The sequence below is a fragment of the Pseudoalteromonas sp. S2893 genome (genome assembly GCF_005887105.1).
Lineage (GTDB): Bacteria > Pseudomonadota > Gammaproteobacteria > Enterobacterales > Alteromonadaceae > Pseudoalteromonas > Pseudoalteromonas atlantica.
The window spans coordinates 46,674-64,685 of record NZ_PNCY01000043.1 but is presented as its reverse complement, the minus strand read 5'-3'; the positions used below and the strand labels follow the sequence as shown (position 1 = coordinate 64,685).

Sequence of the window (18,012 nt, the reverse complement as noted above, 5' to 3'; positions counted from 1 at the left end):
ATCAAGTTCATCAAGTTCATCAAGTTCATCAAGTTCATCAAGTTCATCAAGTTCATCAAGTTCATCAAGTTCAGTGTATTCCTCGTCAGCATTATTTATCAACACTCAATAAATTCCTTTAAATATCTATATGATTTTATTCTTTAGGCATGGAGCACTGTAGCTATAATTCACTCTGCTTTAATTTTCAGTAACACCTATGAATTTAACTACATCCTGCAGCCTCTGTATGGCAACCTCATGCCCATACCGATCAAATGTAATACTGCCATTAGCATGACCTAATATCGCGGCACAGTACTGCACAGGTACACCAGAGCTTTTAAGTTCATTACCCACGGTATGCCTTAATGAATGGTAATCTGGTAAATTATGACGTTTCCTAAAGGAAGAATACCACTTTGTTGGCATTGCTGCATATGACCGTTTAGATGCTTTCCAATGTTCCATTAAACGATTTTCACGGCTATTGATAAACCTATAAAGACCTAATTCTAAAAGTCTGGGATGCACAGGAATAACACGCTTAGAGTTTTTTGTTTTTAACACATCTCCCCTAACAAAGAAGATATTTGAACTTTGATCAACATCTATAACTCTCAACTGACACACTTCATTTGCACGCATACCTGTATACCGTCCAATCATAAGAAACCAAAAGTGCGACTCTTGACCCTTGTCTCTTAATTTTGAAGCTTGTGTATAAAAAGTATTTAATTCGTCTTTTGTATATGCTGTTCGTGAGTTTTCAATATGCCCTTTTATCTTTAACCCGTTAAAAGGGTTCTCTATGCCATCGTATTCACTTTCAACCCATTTATAAAACATAGAACAATAGCCAATACACTTATTTACAGTTGCAATGGATTTACCCTCTAACCATTTTTTCTTCAATGTAGACACATTAGCTTTGGTTAATATTAAACTGGGAATTTCACTTAGAACCCCCTCTATACGATGCTGGTGGCGCTCTTGCCATAAATGCTTGTTAGCATCAATGTAATTACCAATACATACGCTTAATGAAGGGAGTTGTTCTTGGGTTATTAATTGAGATGTTACTTTTCTGGCTGAATCAGGACACTTGCTTAACACTAGTATTTTAATAGCTAACTGTTTAGCTTCTCTTTTATCTCTAGTTCTGAGGCTTTTTCGGATTTCTTTACGTTTACCAGATGATAATAGATAGGTTTTTCTGTAGTACCAAATACCATGGCGAGATAATAAAAGATGCATATATACTCCAAAGTGATACGTATAAGGGATACACGTAAATAAAAAACTTTGAAGATTTACTGACCCAAGCTATTGTTAATAAATAAATTAAAATAGTTTGGGTGGCAGTCTTACCAGCCACATCTCGGCACACACGTCACAAACTGTGGCTGCTCCCTTCCGGGCCTGACCAGGTTCGCCTGCTAGTGTTGCGAGAGGACCAATAAGACTACCATTGAGGGCCTTGGTTGGCGCGGGAAGGATTATCTCTACTTTTGGTGTGTTATTCAAGGGATAATCAAAAAAGAAAGTGCGATTGCATACTTCATATACAATCGCGGTTAAAAACAGCCTTTAATGCCTATTAATTACGCTCTAACTCGGCTTTAATTTTACGCAGTGCTGCTTTTACTTTTTTCATGTTTTCTGGGCCCATACGTAACAGCTGTTTTTGTGCAGCTGGTAATTGCTCCCATTCAGAAAACGCATACTGATAAGTAACCGAGTCACGCAGTAGCGGTAACTCGCCTTCTGGCTCCGGTGTATCAAGTAATAACTCAATAGCATCTTCTAGCGTTTGATTAAATTCATCATCACCGTAACCAATTTCACTGTACGCGTTGTTGATTAATGGCTTGTACTGCTCGTACATACGCACAGCTTGGGCGGCGCTCATGCTCGTAAATACTTTTACATACGGTGTATAGCGCTCGTAGCTGTTAGGGTCAATTGTTAAAATGTCCCCTTCGTTTACGCTAAATTCTTCTTCGGGTTTAACCACTGGCGTGTGCTTTTTAGCAATTTTGCCTTTAGCTATGTTGTCTATAAATACGACGCCACGGCGAATTACATCGTCAGTTACCATTAGGCTCATTACCGAGTCGCTTAAGTATTCATCCATTTTAGCAACCACTACGGTGTCGCTTTCATCAAGCGTTGGTAATGGCTCTACAACCGGCTCTGGCTCAGCTGGGCGTTGAGCAGGTACGCTCAGCTCCGCTGGCTTTTCAGGCTTAACTGATGGCGCATTTACCACAGGGTCGTTCTCTGGCTTTAGCTCCAGCACTGGCTGTTCTTTTGGTGTTTGCTCTACCTCTGTGCGAGTTTCTGGCTCGTCAGTGGGCGATAACAGGACGAACGCAGCGGCACACACTAAAATAATTAAAATAATAACGGCGAATAAAAAATTGTTTTTAGGCGGACGCTTTTGAACATCTGACGCTTCTGGTTTATCTGACATACAAACTCCATAAATTTAAATGCATATTACTCAGAGTACGCTGAGTGGAAAAAATTCACTATCGGTAATCACTATTACTTTAAATATAGGCTTTACAACATAAACCTACACTTACTAATTAGAACAACGAGCCATAGTAACTCAGTTATTCTTTGATTCTTCTAGCTTAAAGACTTAAAGTTGATAAATAAAGAAAAGACGTTAAGCAGTTCAAAAACCACTATGAAAATCCAGCAAGTTGACCCACATAAACCTAAAATAGCCCTATTACTTACAGGTGGTGGCGCTCGCGCTGCTTATCAAGTGGGCGTGCTTAAAGCGCTTGCTCATAGTATGCCTCGCACTGCGCCTTTGCCATTTAGAATTATTAACGGCACTTCTGCAGGCGCGATTAATTCTGCAGCTTTGGCCTGTTATGCCTCGTGTGCGCATTTGGCCGTGCGTAAACTTGAGTCTGTTTGGAAAAACTTTTCAACGTCTATGGTCTACAAAAGCGACTTTTTAAGTGTATTTGGCCATATTGCGCGCAATATTTTAACCAGTTTTCAGTCTGAGCATATAAACCACCCGCCAGGCAGTTTGCTAAATAACCGCCCTTTGCGCGGTTTATTAAACGAAATTTTAGACCTGCACCGCATTGAGCGTAATTTACACCGTAATTATTTAGAAGCGATTTCAATTACCGCTTCAAGCTATACAACCGGTGACTCTGTTGCGTTTTTTCAGTCAAACACACAAACACCTTGGCAACGCGCCAAACGCGAAGGCCGCCCTATGCGTATTAACGTTGAGCATTTAATGGCATCAAGCGCCATTCCTATGGTGTTTCCAAGTGTTAATGTATTTAACCACTATTTTGGCGATGGCTCTATTCACCAGCTCTCACCGCTTAGCCCGTCCATTCATTTAGGCGCCGAAAAAATATTTATTATTGGGGTAGACCAACCAAAAGAGTCGCATCCGGCGGGTTACTCGCCCCACTACCCTGGGCTCTCTGCGGTTGCAGGGCATTTACTCGATAGTGTATTTAGCGACACCATGCAAGCCGACCTTGAGCGCCTTGAGCGTGTAAATCGCACTTTAGGGCTGCTTCCGGCGCGCGACAAACATCAAGAGCTGAAACAAATAGAAACCTGTATTATTAATCCATCAAAAAACTTTAACGATATTGCCGCGCAATACTACAGCGATATGCCGTGGGCAATTAAGTTGCTGCTACGCACAATTGGGGTAAAAAAACACTCGCAATCGAGTTTAACCAGCTATTTATTGTTTGAAAAACGCTACACTCAGCACCTAATTCAAATTGGCTATGAAGATGGCATGAAAAAACTACCCGAAATACGCCAATTTTTAGAGCTCGACTAGCTAATGTTGGCTTTTGCTAATTAAAACTTGTTCTATGGGCTATTTAATCGCAGAGTAAGCTTTGAAACCAACTGAGCTGGATAACTACCTCTGTGTTATTTTAATAACTTGCATCTATGTCAGTAAAAAACATCAAATGCATTTTTTATTCAAGCCCATCGAGTAGGTAATGCTCTACTCGCTCTACCCGCCTAGGCTTACCTTGCAATACCAGTACATCGTTTGCGCACAATGTGGTGCTGGTTGATGGGTCGTCTATTTCTTGCCCCTCTCGGCGCAAAGCTTTTACAGTCACGCGGCGTTTAGATAAGTTAAGCTCATCTATTGTTTTATCCACCGCATAGGCTTGATCTGGCAACGCAACTACGTGTAAATATTCTAAGCGCTCAGAGGTGGTTTCTTCGTTGTCTTTAAAGTAACCGGCGTAAAAACTTTGCATAAGCGGGTAGCGATTACGGCGCTCTTTACTAACACGGCGTACAATGCGTGTCATCGGTACGCCCGACATCGACAACACATGCGAAACCAACATTAAGCTTGCCTCTAACGACTCAGGCACCACCTCAGTAACCCCCAACTCTTTTAAGTTGTTTAATTGGCTGTCGTCGCGGGTTCTTATTAGTATTTTAACGTTAGGCGCAAGTTGCTTTATGGCGTCTATTACCACGTGTGCATGCTCAAGCTCTGTAAAGGTAATAATCACTAAGCGTGCTCGCTCTACCCCTGCGCACTTTAAAATATCTTTTTGTTTTACATAGCCAAATATTACTGGCTCACCTGCGGCTTTGCCCTCTTGTACTAAAATAGGGTTACTTTCTATGGCAACGTAATCTATGGCTTCGGGTTTTAAAAATCGCGCTATAGTTTGTCCTACGCGTGAAAAGCCACAAATAACCACGTGATCGTTATATAAGGTGCTACTTTTAGGCTCGCTCTCCCTCGCCATACTGGGGTGATCTAAAATACCTAATTGCTTTAAAATTAGTGGGGTTTTATCAATTAAAAACGGGGTTAGCGCCATCGAAAGCACCCCCAAGGCAATTAAAAACGACGCCTGCTCTGAATTGAGCAACTCATGCTGACTTGCCAAAGCAATAAGCACAAACCCAAATTCTCCCATTTGCCACAGCATAACGCCGCAGGCTAACGAGTCTTGATTACGCTCATGCATTAATCTGGCACTTAATGCCAGCACGGTAATTTTTAATATTAACAAGCCAAATAATGCGCCAATAATTACAAAACCATGTGAAAGCACAAATAAAATATCGAGCTGCATCCCCACAGTTACAAAAAACAGCCCCATTAAAATATCGCGAAATGGCCTAATATCAGCCTCTAGCTGATGGCGGTAATGGCTCTCTCCTAACATCATGCCAGCTAAAAATGCCCCAAGCGCCATTGATAAACCAAACATGTAAGTTAAAAAGCCGGCAAATAACGCCACCAAAATTGTGGTAAGTACAAACAGCTCATCGGTTCGTACCTGCGCTATTTCTTTAAATACCTTAGGCAGCACCCATTTACCAATTGCCCACAGTAATAAGCACACAAACGCGCCTTTTGTAAGCGCAAATGCCAGCGCCCAACTAATACTTTGCGAATCGCTTGAGGCAAACAATGGCAAAATAATAAGTAGGGGCACAACGGCAATATCTTGAAACAGTAATACGCCCACCGCCAGCTGCCCACGGCGCTGGTTTAGTTCGCCAGTTTCTTTTAATAGCTTAACCACCACCGCGGTTGAAGAAAGCGCCATAATTGTGCCAATGGTAAAGCTAGTGAGTAAGCTAAAATTTAAGCAATATAAAATAATAATGAAGAGCAAGCTGGTAACACCAACTTGTAACGAGCCCAGTCCAAACACAATATTGCGCATGGCCATTAGCCGCGATATAGAAAATTCGAGCCCTAAACTAAACAATAAAAATACGATGCCCAGCTCAGCAATAAACTCAATTTCGTGAGATTGAGCAAGCCAACCAATGCCATGGCTGCCCGCTAAAACGCCTGTTGCTAAATACGCCAAAATAGGCGGCAAACCAATGCGCTTAAAAAACCATACAAAAAGCACCGCCGCCACTAACAAGCCAAAAATTTGAGCGTTTATACTTTGCAAATTCGGCCTCCAGCGTCAATTAAACTACGGAATGAACTTTAAATATAGCAACCATATGTTTATCAAGCAATTTTAAAATATGGCATAAAAATAGCTTGGTTATTGCAAAGTAACACCCTGGGGGAAGATTTTAATGGAAAATGTCCATATTTTGACACAACGCGTGTCTGGGCGCGGCGATTTTTTGCCGTTTTCGGCAGAGCAAACACACACAAACGAAACAGCGGCAACGCACGATTTAGTTACCGAGCTACAAACAAGCCTAGTAATAGAAGATGTGTTGGCTATTTATGCAAAATTTGCTAAACAGCTACTTAACTTTTCAGGGCTGCAGTTTCAATCAACGCTCGGCACTGCACAAACCTCAGATAGCAACACGAACACTAGCCCGTACTCTTACGATTTAGCTATTGGTCGCGAGCACTTAGGACAGCTAATTTACTTTAGCCAATACCCTATTAGTAAAGCGATTGAAAACAAATTACGTGCTTTGCACAGCGCCCTTGTGTACCCACTACGTAACGCAATGATGTACAGCCGAGTGTTAAAACTTGCCACAAAAGATGCGCTCACTGGGTTGAATAACCGTAGCCAATTTAATGACATGTTATCGCAAAAGCTCGAAAACTGCCGCCGTTACCAGCGCCCTTTTAGTTTAATGCTGCTTGATTTAGATAACTTTAAGCAAGTAAACGACAACTATGGTCATAAAGTAGGTGACGATGTTTTAAAAGAGTTTTCGCAGGTACTTTGTAGCAGCATACGCGGTACCGACTCCGTGTTTAGATTTGGTGGCGATGAGTTTTCGCTGATTATTGAAGACCCCGAGTTTACAACAAACAAAGTGGTTGCTGAGCGCATTATGCACTTAGTCAGAAACTCAAGTTTAATGTCTAAATACAAAGTAACCACCAGCATTGGCTTTACCCTAGCCAATAGCCAAGATTGCGAAACAGCAATATTTGCTAGAGCCGATAAAGGCTTATATAAGGCTAAAGCCTCTGGGCGCAACTGTGCAAAAGCATATTAGTATTTATATAACTGTATTATTCATAAAAGCTTAGCTTCCCCCGCTAAGCTTTTTTATTACAAATTAATTATTTATTAGCCAGTAATTTATAAACAAACAAGGCTGCACAAAAGCCAAAAAAGAAGCCGCTCACTAAATTAAGCAATGCTGTTATGCTTGCAAGCGGGGTAAATAACACTAAAACCAATGGTAAACTTACGCCTAAAATAAAAAATAACCCGCCTTTACCTAACCAGTAGGCAAGCAGTAATACCGCCGATATCACCCCGCCCACAACGGCATAACCTAATGTAATAATATTAAGCTCTAGTAATACATTGGCTATAACAGCAACTAACGCTGTTATTAACATACCCATCGGCGCTTTGCTAACTAGCGATAGGCCTACATGTGGCTGATCTTTCATTTATTTACACTCCCAAAAAATGCCGTTTTCGTCTTGGTGTTTTTCACTTACAAAATAACCAACAACTTGCACAAGCTCGTCGTTATAAAATATTAAAGGCACGCGCTCCCTTAACCACGGGGCTACTTTTGCATCTTTAAACCAGTGTTTAAGCGTATTGCTGCCTGGCTTTTTTAACGGCTTTATACGCGCACTATTACAATTAAAGCGCACGGTGACTTGCTCGTTTGGCAGTGGGGCACGTAGGCCTTTACCTTGTTGCTTTATTAAAACGCGCCCATCATTAAGCGCAAGCTCATTGCTCGTTAGCGCTTCATCGGCTAATAGCGTGTGTGGTGTAACAAAATACAAATACCCTTGATGGCGTCGTATTTGCCCCTCGCTTAAATCAACTTGCATTTGCGCATCAGCCTGCGCATTTATGGCTTGGTTAATTATTTGCAAAAGCTGCTTTTGTGAGGGCATTACTTGGGTAAATAAGCTAAGCCACGCACGAACCACATTGGTTATGCGCACGTCGCTGTAGGTGGTTAGTTGACTAACGCTCAGTGCTTGATGGGCGTTTACGCTTTGTTTTAAATCAAGTTCAGTGTACTCATCAAGTAGCGCTTGTTGTTGCTGTAGTAACTCAATGCTGCGCCCAGCACAATGTTCAAAACCTTTAAAGCGCTTTGCAAGTAAAGGCACTACACGTGCACGTAAAAAGTTACGATCAAAACGCTCATCGGTATTTGAGTCATCAGTAATGTGCGTAATATTAAACTCTGTGGCAAAGTGCTCTATATCACTGCGCGTTATGTTTAAAAGCGGTCTGTAGCATATTCGCCCGCTTTGTAGTTCACGCATTTTTTGCATTGCGCCTAACCCTTTTAAGCCAGAGCCGCGCTTTAACCGCAGTAAAAACGTTTCTATTTGATCGTTTAAATGCTGACCCAGCAAAATAACGCTGCCCGCGGGGCTTAGCTCATCAAGTGCTTTGTAACGCGCCTCACGTGCCTGCGCTTCAAGGCTTGTTCGTGTTTTTGGGTTTATTGTTACCTGCGCGGCATTAAACGGTACATTTAGCTCAGCGCACAAGTTTTGGCAAAAGCGCTGCCAGTCATTCGCGTATTGGCTTAAACCATGATTAACATAAATCGCGTTTACGTTTAGCTTTGGTTGCGCTTGTTTTAATAAGTGCATTATATGAAGCAATACCACCGAATCCACGCCACCCGAAAGCGCCACCGTAAAGTTATACTGCTGGTGCTTAAAAAAGTGCTCAAGGGCGTGTTTAACGTGCTGATAAATAGGTGATGCTTGCATGGATACGCTATAAATTTAATGTTTGCAGTATTTTAAAACAAAAAAGCCGCATAAGCGGCCTTTTTTAACAATAAATGTGTTGGTTAGCTAATTAGCAGTAACCAAACGACATTAAACGTTTGTAGCGTTGATCTAGCATGTCTTCAAGCGATAGCGCTTGTAAGTCAGCAAGGTCACGTTTTAAACGTGTTTTTAAGTTACGTGCCATTGCATCGTAATTGCGGTGTGCGCCGCCTAAAGGCTCTTCAACTAAGTTATTAATTAAATCAAGCTCTTTAACCCGCTCAGCAGTTACACCCATTGCCTCTGCGGCAAGTGGTGCTTTATCGGCGCTTTTCCATAAAATTGAAGCACAGCCTTCTGGCGAAATTACTGAGTACGTGCTGTATTGCAACATGTTAACTCTGTCGCCAACACCAATGGCTAAAGCACCACCAGAGCCGCCTTCGCCAATAACCGTACAAATTGTGGGTACTTTAAGTGCCGCCATTACTTTTAGGTTACGTGCAATTGCCTCAGACTGACCGCGCTCTTCAGCGCCCACACCTGGGTATGCCCCTGGGGTGTCGATAAAGGTCATAATTGGCATTTTAAAACGCTCGGCCATTTCCATTAAACGTAGCGCTTTGCGGTAGCCTTCTGGTTTTGGCATACCAAAGTTACGTTTAATTTTTTCAGCTGTATCACGCCCTTTTTGCTGGCCAATCACCATTACTGGTTCGCCATCTAAACGTGCAACACCGCCTAAAATAGCCGGATCGTTAGCAAAAGTACGATCGCCTGCAAACTCGTCAAATTCCGTGAAAATGCGCTCGATATAATCTCGAGTGTAAGGACGCAACGGATGACGCGCTAACTGCGATACTTGCCAAGCGCCTAAATTTGAGAATATTTCCTCTTTTTGCTTAGCGCTTTTTTCTTTTAATTTGCTGACTTCCTCTTCTAACTCAAGGTCTAATTCGCCAGCGCGGCTTATGCTTTGTAATTCTTCAATTTTTGCTTCTAATTCTGCAATCGGAAGCTCAAAATCAAGATAATTGAGGCTCATGCTCTAAACTACCTAATCAGTTAAATTCTAGTTCTACATCTTGTGCCGCCATGAGTGATAACTTATGAATTAAGTCGTCGCTCGGCGTAACACACCATTCGATCCCTAGGGTTAATTGCGCCAACGCATCGGGGCGCTGGTAATAAACCTTGATCGGACACGTTCCCATTTTATAAGGTTCGAGTACTTTTTGTAATTTATCGAAGAAACCTGCCTCGATTTGCACCATGTTCAGCGTCATTTTAATCGCTTTAATGCGTTTTTCACGCGCTTGAGCAATGGTGTTTATTTCTCTGGCGGTCATTGTAATGCCACCGGAGAAGTTATCAAAGCTGACCTGTCCAGATATTACCAAGATATTGTTTACTTGAAGCATTTCTTGGTACATTTCGAACTGTTCAGGAAACAAGCGTACATCAATACGGGCGCTCTTGTCATCTAAAGTTATTAAGCCCCAACGATTTCCTTTTTTATTAATTAAGGTCCGCGCTGAAATAACTAAACCCGCCGCCGTAGAGAGTACATCACGATTTGTTGGCTGTAAATCCACCAGCTTGCCGCTTGTGTAATGTCTAAGTTCACGGCGATACTGATTTATCGGATGCCCTGTTAAATAAAGGCCTAGCGTGTCTTTTTCGCCATCAAGCCATTGGTTATCGGTAAGCGGCGTGGCTTTAATAAAGGCTTGCTCAACTTCATCAGGCTCGGTGGCCAGTAAGCCAAATAAATCGCTTTGCCCAAGTTGCTCAGCTTTGTTGTGCTGATCGGCAGCGCGCATGGCATCTTTTAAACTTGCCAGTAATGTTGCACGCCCTGCTTGGGTTTTCTCTGGCCCGAGTTGATCAAGTGCACCGGCGTAAATTAATTTTTCGGTTACACGTTTATTTAAGCGTTTTAAATCTACACGGGCACAAAAATCAAATAAATCTTTAAATGGGCCGCCTTTTGCGCGCGCTTCTAAAATGGCCTCTACCGGCGCTTCACCTACGCCTTTAATAGCACCAATACCGTAAACAATTTCACCTTGCAGGTTTACCGTAAACTTAAACTCACCGGCGTTTACATCAGGCGGTAATAAGGTGAGCTTCATGTTTTCACATTCATCCACCAAGATTACTATTTTGTCGGTGTTATCCATATCGGCCGACATTACCGCAGCCATAAATTCTGCCGGATGGTGCGTTTTCATCCACAGCGTTTGGTACGAAACCAGTGCATACGCTGCCGAGTGAGATTTATTAAAACCATAACCTGCGAATTTTTCTACCAGGTCGAAAATTTTAATCGCCAGTTCGCCGTCTATACCATTATTGCGTGCACCTTCTTCAAAGGTTGAACGCTGCTTGGCCATTTCTTCGGGTTTTTTCTTACCCATTGCACGACGTAGCATGTCGGCGCCACCAAGCGTATAGCCTGCTAGTACCTGGGCAATTTGCATTACTTGTTCTTGATACAAAATAATGCCGTAAGTAGGCTCAAGTATGGGCTTTAAGCTTTCGTGTTGGTATTGGGCATCTGGGTATGAAATTTCTTCTCGGCCAAGCTTACGGTCGATGAAGTTATCTACCATGCCTGATTGCAGTGGGCCTGGGCGAAACAAGGCTACCAATGCAATCATATCTTCAAAGCAATCGGGCTTTAATCGGCGTACGAGGTCTTTCATGCCGCGCGATTCTAGCTGGAATACCGCGGTTGTTTCGGCGCGCAGTAATAGCTCTATACTTTTTTTATCATCCAGTGGAATGGTATTTATATCAACGGGCGCTTTGCCTTCGCGTTTCATGCGCTCGTTGGTCATATCCACAGCCCACTGCAAAATGGTCAAGGTACGTAAGCCCAAGAAATCGAACTTAACAAGGCCTGCGGTTTCTACGTCGTTTTTATCAAACTGTGTTACCGGAAACTTACCTTCGTCATCGCAATAAAGTGCAGCAAAGTCGGTAATGGTCGTCGGCGATATTACAACACCACCGGCGTGTTTACCGGCATTACGTGTACACCCTTCGAGGATGCGACACATATCGATTAAATCTTTTACTTCTGAGTCGCCATCGTAGGCTTCTTGCAAACGCGGCTCTACCTCAAACGCTTTGGCAAGCGTCATCCCGGGATCCCCTGGGATCAGCTTAGAAATTCGATCAACAAAACCATAAGGGTGGCCAAGTACACGCCCTACATCCCGTATTACCGCTTTTGCAGCCATGGTACCAAAGGTAATAATTTGTGATACCGCATCACGGCCATACAATGCCGATACATGGTCAATTACCTCATCACGCCTGTCCATACAAAAATCGACATCGAAATCGGGCATTGATACACGTTCAGGGTTTAGAAATCGCTCAAAGAGTAGGTCAAATTCAAGCGGGTCGAGGTCGGTAATTTTAAGTGCGTATGCTACTAACGAGCCTGCACCTGAACCACGCCCAGGGCCTACCGGTATATTGTTATCTTTACTCCACTGAATAAACTCCATTACGATTAAGAAGTAGCCTGGGAAACCCATTTGGTTAATTACACCTAGCTCTACTTTTAAGCGCTCATCGTATTCGCCCCGTTTTTCTTGTCGCTCTTGTTCATCAGGGAATAAAAACTGCAGGCGCTCTTCAAGGCCATCTTCTGAAACCTTAACTAAAAAGTCTTCAATTTTTAACGAGCCGGTTGGGTAATCAGGCAAAAAGTAAGTGCCTAGTTGCACCGTTACGTTACAGCGTTTGGCTATTTCTACCGTATTTTGCAGCGCTTCAGGAATATCGCTGAATAGCTCGGCCATTTGCTCAGGCGTTTTTAGATATTGCTCTTGTGAGAACCGTTTAGGACGGCGTTTGTCATCAAGTGTGTAACCGTCAAAAATAGCCACACGAATTTCGTGCGCTTCAAAATTTTCGGGCTTTAAAAAAACCACTTCGTTTGTGGCAACAACGGGCAGCTGCTCTTTTGCTGCGAGCTCTACCGCCATATGCAGGTAGTCTTCTTCAAGCGGGCGGTCGGTGCGAATAAGCTCTAAATAGTAATGATCGCTAAAATGCTGCTTGTAAAAGCTCACTACAGATTCAATAACGCCTGGGTTATTTTTTAATAAGGCTTTACCTAAATCACCATCTTTTGCGCCTGAGAGAATAATAAGCCCTTCTTTGTGCTTAACTAGCCATTCTCGGTCAATCACTGGGCGATGAAATATATGCCCGCGTTGGTAAGCTTCAGATATTAATAAGGTAATGTTTTTATAACCGTCGTTGTTTTTAGCTAGCAACGTAATACGGCTTGGCTCATCTGGAAACTCTGGGCTGCGCAACCAAAAATCGGCTCCCACTATGGGTTTAATACCGGCACTGTGGGTTGCGCCATAAAAACGCACTAAACCACAAAAGTTCATTTGATCGGTAATTGCCAGCGCGGGCATTTCAAGCTCTTGCGCTTTAGCAACAATAGGCTTGGTTTTAGCTAAGCCATCGACCATCGAAAAGTCTGAGTGAACCCGTAAATGTACAAAATCTGGAGCGGCCATTATTTATGCCTCGCCCTTTGCTTGCATTAGCACACGTTGTACCGGCTTAAAACTTTTACGGTGCTCATCAATAGCCCCGTATTGCTCAAGCGCTGCAAAATGCGCTTTAGTTGGGTACCCCTTGTGCCCTGCAAACCCGTATTGCGGGTAGCGTGTATCAAGCTCAAGCATTTCATCATCACGCGCTACTTTGGCTAAAATAGAGGCTGCTGAAATTTCAGCCACTAAACTGTCGCCTTTAACAACCGCTTGAGCCGGCATAGCTAATTTAGGTAAGCGGTTACCATCTACAAATACAAACTCTGGTTGTGTACTTAACCCCTCAACTGCACGCGTCATTGCAAGCATAGTTGCATGCAAAATGTTTAATTCGTCAATTTCTGTTGGGCTACAACGACCAATGGCATAACACAGCGCTTTTTGTTTTATTTCTATAGCCAGTGCTTGGCGCTTTTTGTCGGTTAGCTTTTTAGAGTCAGCTAAACCTGCAATAGGATTCGCTGGGTCAAGTATTACCGCAGCGGTAACAACATCGCCGACAAGCGGGCCACGCCCTACTTCATCTACACCGGCAATTAAGGTTACGTTGGGTCGTTCAATTTGCATTTATTAACTCCGCCACAGCATTAGCTGCTTGTTTGCTGGCATTTAATCTAATTTTTTCGTGGATGGCTAAAAAGCGTGCTTTTAGTTCTTTATTATCGGTATTTAGCATAGGCGTAAGTGCGCCCGTTAAATTAGCCACGTTACATTCACTTTGTAAAAACTCCGGCACTAGCTCTTCATCGGCTAATAAGTTTGGCAGTGAAAAATATTTAATGTTAAAGGTAAACAAGGTTTTAAAAATCCAATAGCTCATCGGCTTAATTTTATAACCCACCACCATAGGCTTTTTATACAGCATGCCTTCGAGCGTTGCTGTGCCTGATGCCAGTAAAATGGCATCGGCTGCTTGCATGGCTAGTTTTGACTGACCATCGAGTAGGTTTACATTTAAATTTGGTGCAGTGGCATTTAAAATTTCACTAAATTGCGCTTTGCGTTTTTCGTTAACCAGCGGCACCACTATTTTAAGGTCTGGGTTTTGCGCTTGTAACTGCGCAGCTGTTTTTATATAGGTTTCGCTGAGTAAACCTACTTCTGAGCCACGGCTACCTGGCAGTAAAGCCAGTACTTTGTCGTCGGTATTTAGGCCAAGTTCTTCGCGGGCTTGGCTATCGTCGTGCTCAAGCGCTATATCGTCAGCTAAGGTGTGCCCTACAAATGTACACGGTACTTGGTGCTTATCGTAAAATTCTTTTTCAAATGGCAGCAAGGCAAGCACTAAGTTTGTGGCAGCACTAATGGTATGAATGCGTTTTTCGCGCCACGCCCAAACCGACGGGCTTACGTATTGAATGGTTTTAATACCGGCATCTTTTAAAGGCTTTTCTACGCGTAGATTAAAATCGGGCGCATCAATACCGATAAATACATCGGGTGGGTTATCTTTAAAGTGCTGCACCAGCTGCTTACGTATTTTAAGTAAACGCGGCAAACGCCCTAATACTTCAACCAGCCCCATTACCGAGAGCTCGTCCATGTCGTAAAGCGTTTTACAGCCTTGCGCCTGCATTTTTGGCCCTGCAATGCCTTCAAAAATGGCATCTGGAAAGTGCGTTTTAAGTGCTTTAATTAAGCCTTCGCCTAAAATATCGCCCGACAGCTCACCTGCCACAATACCAATACGTAGTTGTTTTTTCTCTTTATTCATTCGACTTTATTTATCAGGCGTTCATAGCGGTTAGTTTACCGTGTTTTAATGTTTGGTTAAACGCTTTAAATTAACGATTATTTGTAACTAATTTAGTACCAAACGATTGTTTGTATTTCATACTGATGTAGCATGGTGAATATATATTAACTTTTTCTAATATGTTTATTGACAAAAATTGTGCAAACGTAAATAATATTCCAAACTTTCAGTAATTACTGAAAGTTCATTAATTTTAACTTTGCCAATTATCAATTGCCTTGTTAACCCGTCACCCTCAAGGAGCCAAAAATGATAGATGAAACCTTTGTGGATCTATCGCGATTGCAGTTTGCTGTTACCGCACTCTTCCATTTCTTATTCGTACCTTTAACCATAGGTATGACCTGGATTTTAGTTATTATGGAATCGGTTTATGTTATGACCGGTCGCGAAATTTATCGTGATATGACTAAGTTTTGGGGAAAATTGTTTGGTATTAACTTTGCTATTGGGGTGGCAACGGGCCTGACCATGGAGTTTGAGTTTGGTACTAACTGGTCTTATTACTCGCATTACGTAGGCGATGTATTTGGCGCCCCGCTCGCTATTGAAGGCTTAATGGCGTTCTTTTTAGAGTCGACCTTTGTGGGTATGTTCTTTTTAGGCTGGGATAGGTTAACTAAACGCCAACATTTGGGCGCTACATTTTTAATGGCGCTAGGTACTAATATGTCGGCGCTGTGGATATTAATAGCTAACGGGTGGATGCAAAATCCGGTAGGGGCAGAGTTTAACTATCAAACCATGCGTATGGAAATGACCAGCTTTGCAGAGCTTGTATTTAACCCTGTGGCGCAGGTTAAGTTTATTCATACGGTATCGGCAGGTTACGTAGCCGCTTCTATGTTTGTACTGGGCATTAGTAGCTGGTACATATTAAAAGGCCGTGATTTAGCCTTTGCTAAGCGCTCGTTCTCGGTTGCATCTGGCTTTGGTTTAGCATCCATATTGTGTGTCATTTTATTAGGTGACGAATCAGGCTACGAAGTAGGCGAAGTTCAAAAAGTAAAACTTGCCACCATAGAAGCTGAGTGGCATACCGAAGAAGCACCCGCTGCGTTTACCGCGCTTGGTTTTCCTGATTCAGATGAGCAGGTAACGCATGCAGCAGTAAAAATACCTTACGCACTGGGTATTATTGCTACCCGCTCTTTAGATGAGCAAGTTATTGGTATTTCTGATTTAGAGAAAAAACACGAGGTACGCATTCGTAATGGCATGATAGCGTACGAATACCTCCAAAAGCTAAGAAATGGCGATGACAGCGAAGAAAACATAGCTAAATTTGATTCTCTTAAAGCCGATTTAGGTTATGGCTTGCTGCTTAAGCGCTATACCCCCAATGTGGTAGATGCCACAGAGGAGCACATTCAAATGGCAGTTAAAGACTCGTTCCCTAAAGTGGGGCCTATGTTTTGGTCGTTTAGGATAATGGTGGCCTGTGGTGTAGCTATGCTGGCCGTGTTTGTATTGGCATTTTATTACAACGCACACCGTATTATTGAGCAAAAACGTTGGCTACTGTGGGCTGCAGTATTAAGTATTCCACTACCATGGATTGCAATAGAATTTGGTTGGATCGTTGCTGAATATGGTCGCCAGCCTTGGGCTATATCAGAAATATTACCGACCTTTTTAGCGACCTCGTCACTGACGGTAAACGATATTTTAATTAGCTTAACTGGGTTTATTATTTTTTACACTGGCCTTGCCATTGTAGAAGGTTGGTTAATGGTGCGCTTTATTAAACAAGGCCCAAGCTCGTTACATACAGGTAAGTATCACTTTGAGTTACCAAACAAAGCAGATAAAGACGCAGGAGAGCAATTATGATTTTTGATTATGAAACATTAAAAATGCTGTGGTGGTTGCTCATTGGCGTACTGCTAATAGGCTTTGCAATTACCGATGGCATGGATATGGGCGTAGCGATGCTGCTTCGCCTAGTTGGTAAAACAGACTCAGAGCGCCGCACGGTAATTAACACCATTGGCGCCCACTGGGACGGTAACCAAGTATGGTTTATTACCGCAGGCGGCGCTTTATTTGCAGCGTGGCCTATGGTGTATGCCGCTGCATTTTCGGGCTTTTACTTTGCCATGATGCTGGTCTTGTTTGCGCTATTTTTTAGACCTTTAGGTTTTGATTACCGCTCAAAAATAGACTCTAAACGCTGGCGTAATAACTGGGATTGGGGCTTATTTGCAGGCAGCGCCATTCCGGCTTTAGTATTTGGTGTGGCATTTGGTAATTTATTTTTAGGTGTACCGTTTAATATTGATAACTTACTGCGTGTAAGTTACCAAGGCTCGTTTTTTGGCTTACTCAACCCATTTGGCCTACTGGCAGGTTTAATTAGTATCACCATGTTAATTGCCCATGCAGGCATGTGGCTACAACTGCGCACAGCAGATGCCGTAGCAGAGCGCTCAGCGCAATATGGCCGCTACGCATTAGTGGTATTTATTGTACTGTTTGCGGCTGCGGGTTTTTGGGTAGCAAACATAAATGGCTACCAAATTGTTTCTATGCCTGATACGCAAAGCCATGCAGATCCGTTGGCAAAAGTTGTAAGCACAGCGCAAGGTGCGTGGCTTAATAATTACAGCGAGCGCCCATGGACAATGACCTTCCCTATTTTAGGCTTTGTTATGGCACTCAGTGCTTTACTGTTCTCTAAACTAAACAAGCCAGCGCTAGGGCTTATTTCAACCAGCATTATGTTAATTGGCGTTATTATGACGGCGGGTGTGTCGCTGTTCCCATTTATTATGCCATCTGTTAATAACCCAGATATTAGCTTAACTATTTGGGATGCGGTGTCGAGCCACAGAACGCTTAATATTATGTTTGTTGCTGTTGTTATATTTATTCCGTTAATTTTGGCCTACACCACCTGGTGTTACGTAAAAATGTGGCGCAGAGTAACGGTAGACGAAATTGAAAACAACACGCACGGTAGCTACTAAGGAGACTAA

General features: G+C 42.8%; 13 protein-coding genes and 1 other RNA gene. 4 read left to right on the top strand and 10 right to left on the bottom strand.

The window, feature by feature from the left end; translation table 11 throughout:
• Positions 1-180: 180 nt before the first annotated feature.
• The 3 genes from CWC04_RS16975 to CWC04_RS16965 all read right to left on the bottom strand — a co-directional run bounded on the left by CWC04_RS16975 (position 181) and on the right by CWC04_RS16965 (position 2,455).
• Complete coding sequence (locus CWC04_RS16975) at positions 181-1,236, bottom strand: site-specific integrase (RefSeq protein WP_138685965.1); 1,056 nt, start codon at positions 1,234-1,236, stop codon at positions 181-183.
• A 108-nt stretch (positions 1,237-1,344) separates the two neighbouring features.
• An RNA gene (ffs, locus tag CWC04_RS16970) (signal recognition particle sRNA small type) lies at positions 1,345-1,441 on the bottom strand.
• A 138-nt stretch (positions 1,442-1,579) separates the two neighbouring features.
• A complete protein-coding gene (locus tag CWC04_RS16965; protein WP_138685964.1) occupies positions 1,580-2,455 on the bottom strand; it encodes a DUF3014 domain-containing protein in 876 nt (291 codons plus the stop codon).
• A gap of 222 nt (positions 2,456-2,677) precedes the next feature.
• Here CWC04_RS16965 and CWC04_RS16960 point away from each other — a divergent pair, with 222 nt between their 5' ends.
• Positions 2,678-3,823, top strand: coding sequence for a patatin-like phospholipase family protein (locus CWC04_RS16960; protein ID WP_004586945.1), 1,146 nt, complete (start codon positions 2,678-2,680; stop codon positions 3,821-3,823).
• A gap of 145 nt (positions 3,824-3,968) precedes the next feature.
• Here CWC04_RS16960 and CWC04_RS16955 read toward each other — a convergent pair whose 3' ends face one another.
• Positions 3,969-5,942 (bottom strand): monovalent cation:proton antiporter family protein, encoded by a 1,974-nt coding sequence (locus CWC04_RS16955; RefSeq protein ID WP_138685963.1) that lies wholly within the window; start codon positions 5,940-5,942, stop codon positions 3,969-3,971.
• 133 nt (positions 5,943-6,075) lie between these two features.
• Between CWC04_RS16955 and CWC04_RS16950 the strand changes: the two genes are divergently transcribed.
• On the top strand, positions 6,076-6,972 hold the full coding sequence (locus tag CWC04_RS16950) for a GGDEF domain-containing protein (RefSeq protein ID WP_054983464.1): 897 nt from the start codon (positions 6,076-6,078) through the stop codon (positions 6,970-6,972).
• A 67-nt stretch (positions 6,973-7,039) separates the two neighbouring features.
• On the opposite strand, the gene CWC04_RS16945 is transcribed toward CWC04_RS16950, so the two are convergent.
• The 6 genes from CWC04_RS16945 to lpxB all read right to left on the bottom strand — a co-directional run bounded on the left by CWC04_RS16945 (position 7,040) and on the right by lpxB (position 14,992).
• Positions 7,040-7,378, bottom strand: a complete 339-nt coding sequence (locus tag CWC04_RS16945) for a hypothetical protein (RefSeq protein WP_055253102.1) — start codon at positions 7,376-7,378, stop codon at positions 7,040-7,042.
• Entirely contained in the window at positions 7,379-8,683 is a 1,305-nt protein-coding gene (tilS, locus tag CWC04_RS16940; protein ID WP_138685962.1) for a tRNA lysidine(34) synthetase TilS, read from the bottom strand.
• Between the two features lie 91 nt (positions 8,684-8,774).
• A complete protein-coding gene (gene accA, locus CWC04_RS16935; RefSeq protein ID WP_004586940.1) occupies positions 8,775-9,731 on the bottom strand; it encodes an acetyl-CoA carboxylase carboxyl transferase subunit alpha in 957 nt (318 codons plus the stop codon).
• A 16-nt stretch (positions 9,732-9,747) separates the two neighbouring features.
• A complete protein-coding gene (dnaE, locus tag CWC04_RS16930) occupies positions 9,748-13,239 on the bottom strand; it encodes a DNA polymerase III subunit alpha (RefSeq protein ID WP_054983466.1) in 3,492 nt (1,163 codons plus the stop codon).
• Between the two features lie 3 nt (positions 13,240-13,242).
• On the bottom strand, positions 13,243-13,845 hold the full coding sequence (rnhB, locus tag CWC04_RS16925) for a ribonuclease HII (protein WP_024033823.1): 603 nt from the start codon (positions 13,843-13,845) through the stop codon (positions 13,243-13,245).
• Positions 13,835-14,992: a lipid-A-disaccharide synthase gene (gene lpxB / locus CWC04_RS16920; RefSeq protein ID WP_138685961.1), complete on the bottom strand. Its 1,158-nt coding sequence runs from the start codon at positions 14,990-14,992 to the stop codon at positions 13,835-13,837. Before lpxB ends, rnhB begins: the two co-directional genes overlap by 11 nt.
• 291 nt (positions 14,993-15,283) lie before the next feature.
• On the opposite strand from lpxB, the gene CWC04_RS16915 reads away from it, so the two are divergent.
• A complete protein-coding gene (locus tag CWC04_RS16915) occupies positions 15,284-16,867 on the top strand; it encodes a cytochrome ubiquinol oxidase subunit I (protein ID WP_004586936.1) in 1,584 nt (527 codons plus the stop codon).
• Positions 16,864-18,003 carry a cytochrome d ubiquinol oxidase subunit II gene (gene cydB / locus CWC04_RS16910; RefSeq protein WP_024033821.1) on the top strand — a complete coding sequence of 380 codons (1,140 nt, stop codon included), beginning with the start codon at positions 16,864-16,866 and terminating at the stop codon, positions 18,001-18,003. Before CWC04_RS16915 ends, cydB begins: the two co-directional genes overlap by 4 nt.
• Positions 18,004-18,012: the final 9 nt, after the last annotated feature.

What these genes read in the sequence shown, in the direction of transcription:
- CWC04_RS16975 (WP_138685965.1), bottom strand. Translation starts at nt 1,236, where the DNA reads ATGCATCTTTTATTATCTCGCCATGGTATTTGGTACTACAGAAAAACC.
- CWC04_RS16965 (WP_138685964.1), bottom strand. Translation starts at nt 2,455, where the DNA reads ATGTCAGATAAACCAGAAGCGTCAGATGTTCAAAAGCGTCCGCCTAAA.
- CWC04_RS16960 (WP_004586945.1), top strand. Translation starts at nt 2,678, where the DNA reads ATGAAAATCCAGCAAGTTGACCCACATAAACCTAAAATAGCCCTATTA.
- CWC04_RS16950 (WP_054983464.1), top strand. Translation starts at nt 6,076, where the DNA reads ATGGAAAATGTCCATATTTTGACACAACGCGTGTCTGGGCGCGGCGAT.
- CWC04_RS16945 (WP_055253102.1), bottom strand. Translation starts at nt 7,378, where the DNA reads ATGAAAGATCAGCCACATGTAGGCCTATCGCTAGTTAGCAAAGCGCCG.
- tilS (WP_138685962.1), bottom strand. Translation starts at nt 8,683, where the DNA reads ATGCAAGCATCACCTATTTATCAGCACGTTAAACACGCCCTTGAGCAC.
- accA (WP_004586940.1), bottom strand. Translation starts at nt 9,731, where the DNA reads ATGAGCCTCAATTATCTTGATTTTGAGCTTCCGATTGCAGAATTAGAA.
- dnaE (WP_054983466.1), bottom strand. Translation starts at nt 13,239, where the DNA reads ATGGCCGCTCCAGATTTTGTACATTTACGGGTTCACTCAGACTTTTCG.
- rnhB (WP_024033823.1), bottom strand. Translation starts at nt 13,845, where the DNA reads ATGCAAATTGAACGACCCAACGTAACCTTAATTGCCGGTGTAGATGAA.
- lpxB (WP_138685961.1), bottom strand. Translation starts at nt 14,992, where the DNA reads ATGAATAAAGAGAAAAAACAACTACGTATTGGTATTGTGGCAGGTGAG.
- CWC04_RS16915 (WP_004586936.1), top strand. Translation starts at nt 15,284, where the DNA reads ATGATAGATGAAACCTTTGTGGATCTATCGCGATTGCAGTTTGCTGTT.
- cydB (WP_024033821.1), top strand. Translation starts at nt 16,864, where the DNA reads ATGATTTTTGATTATGAAACATTAAAAATGCTGTGGTGGTTGCTCATT.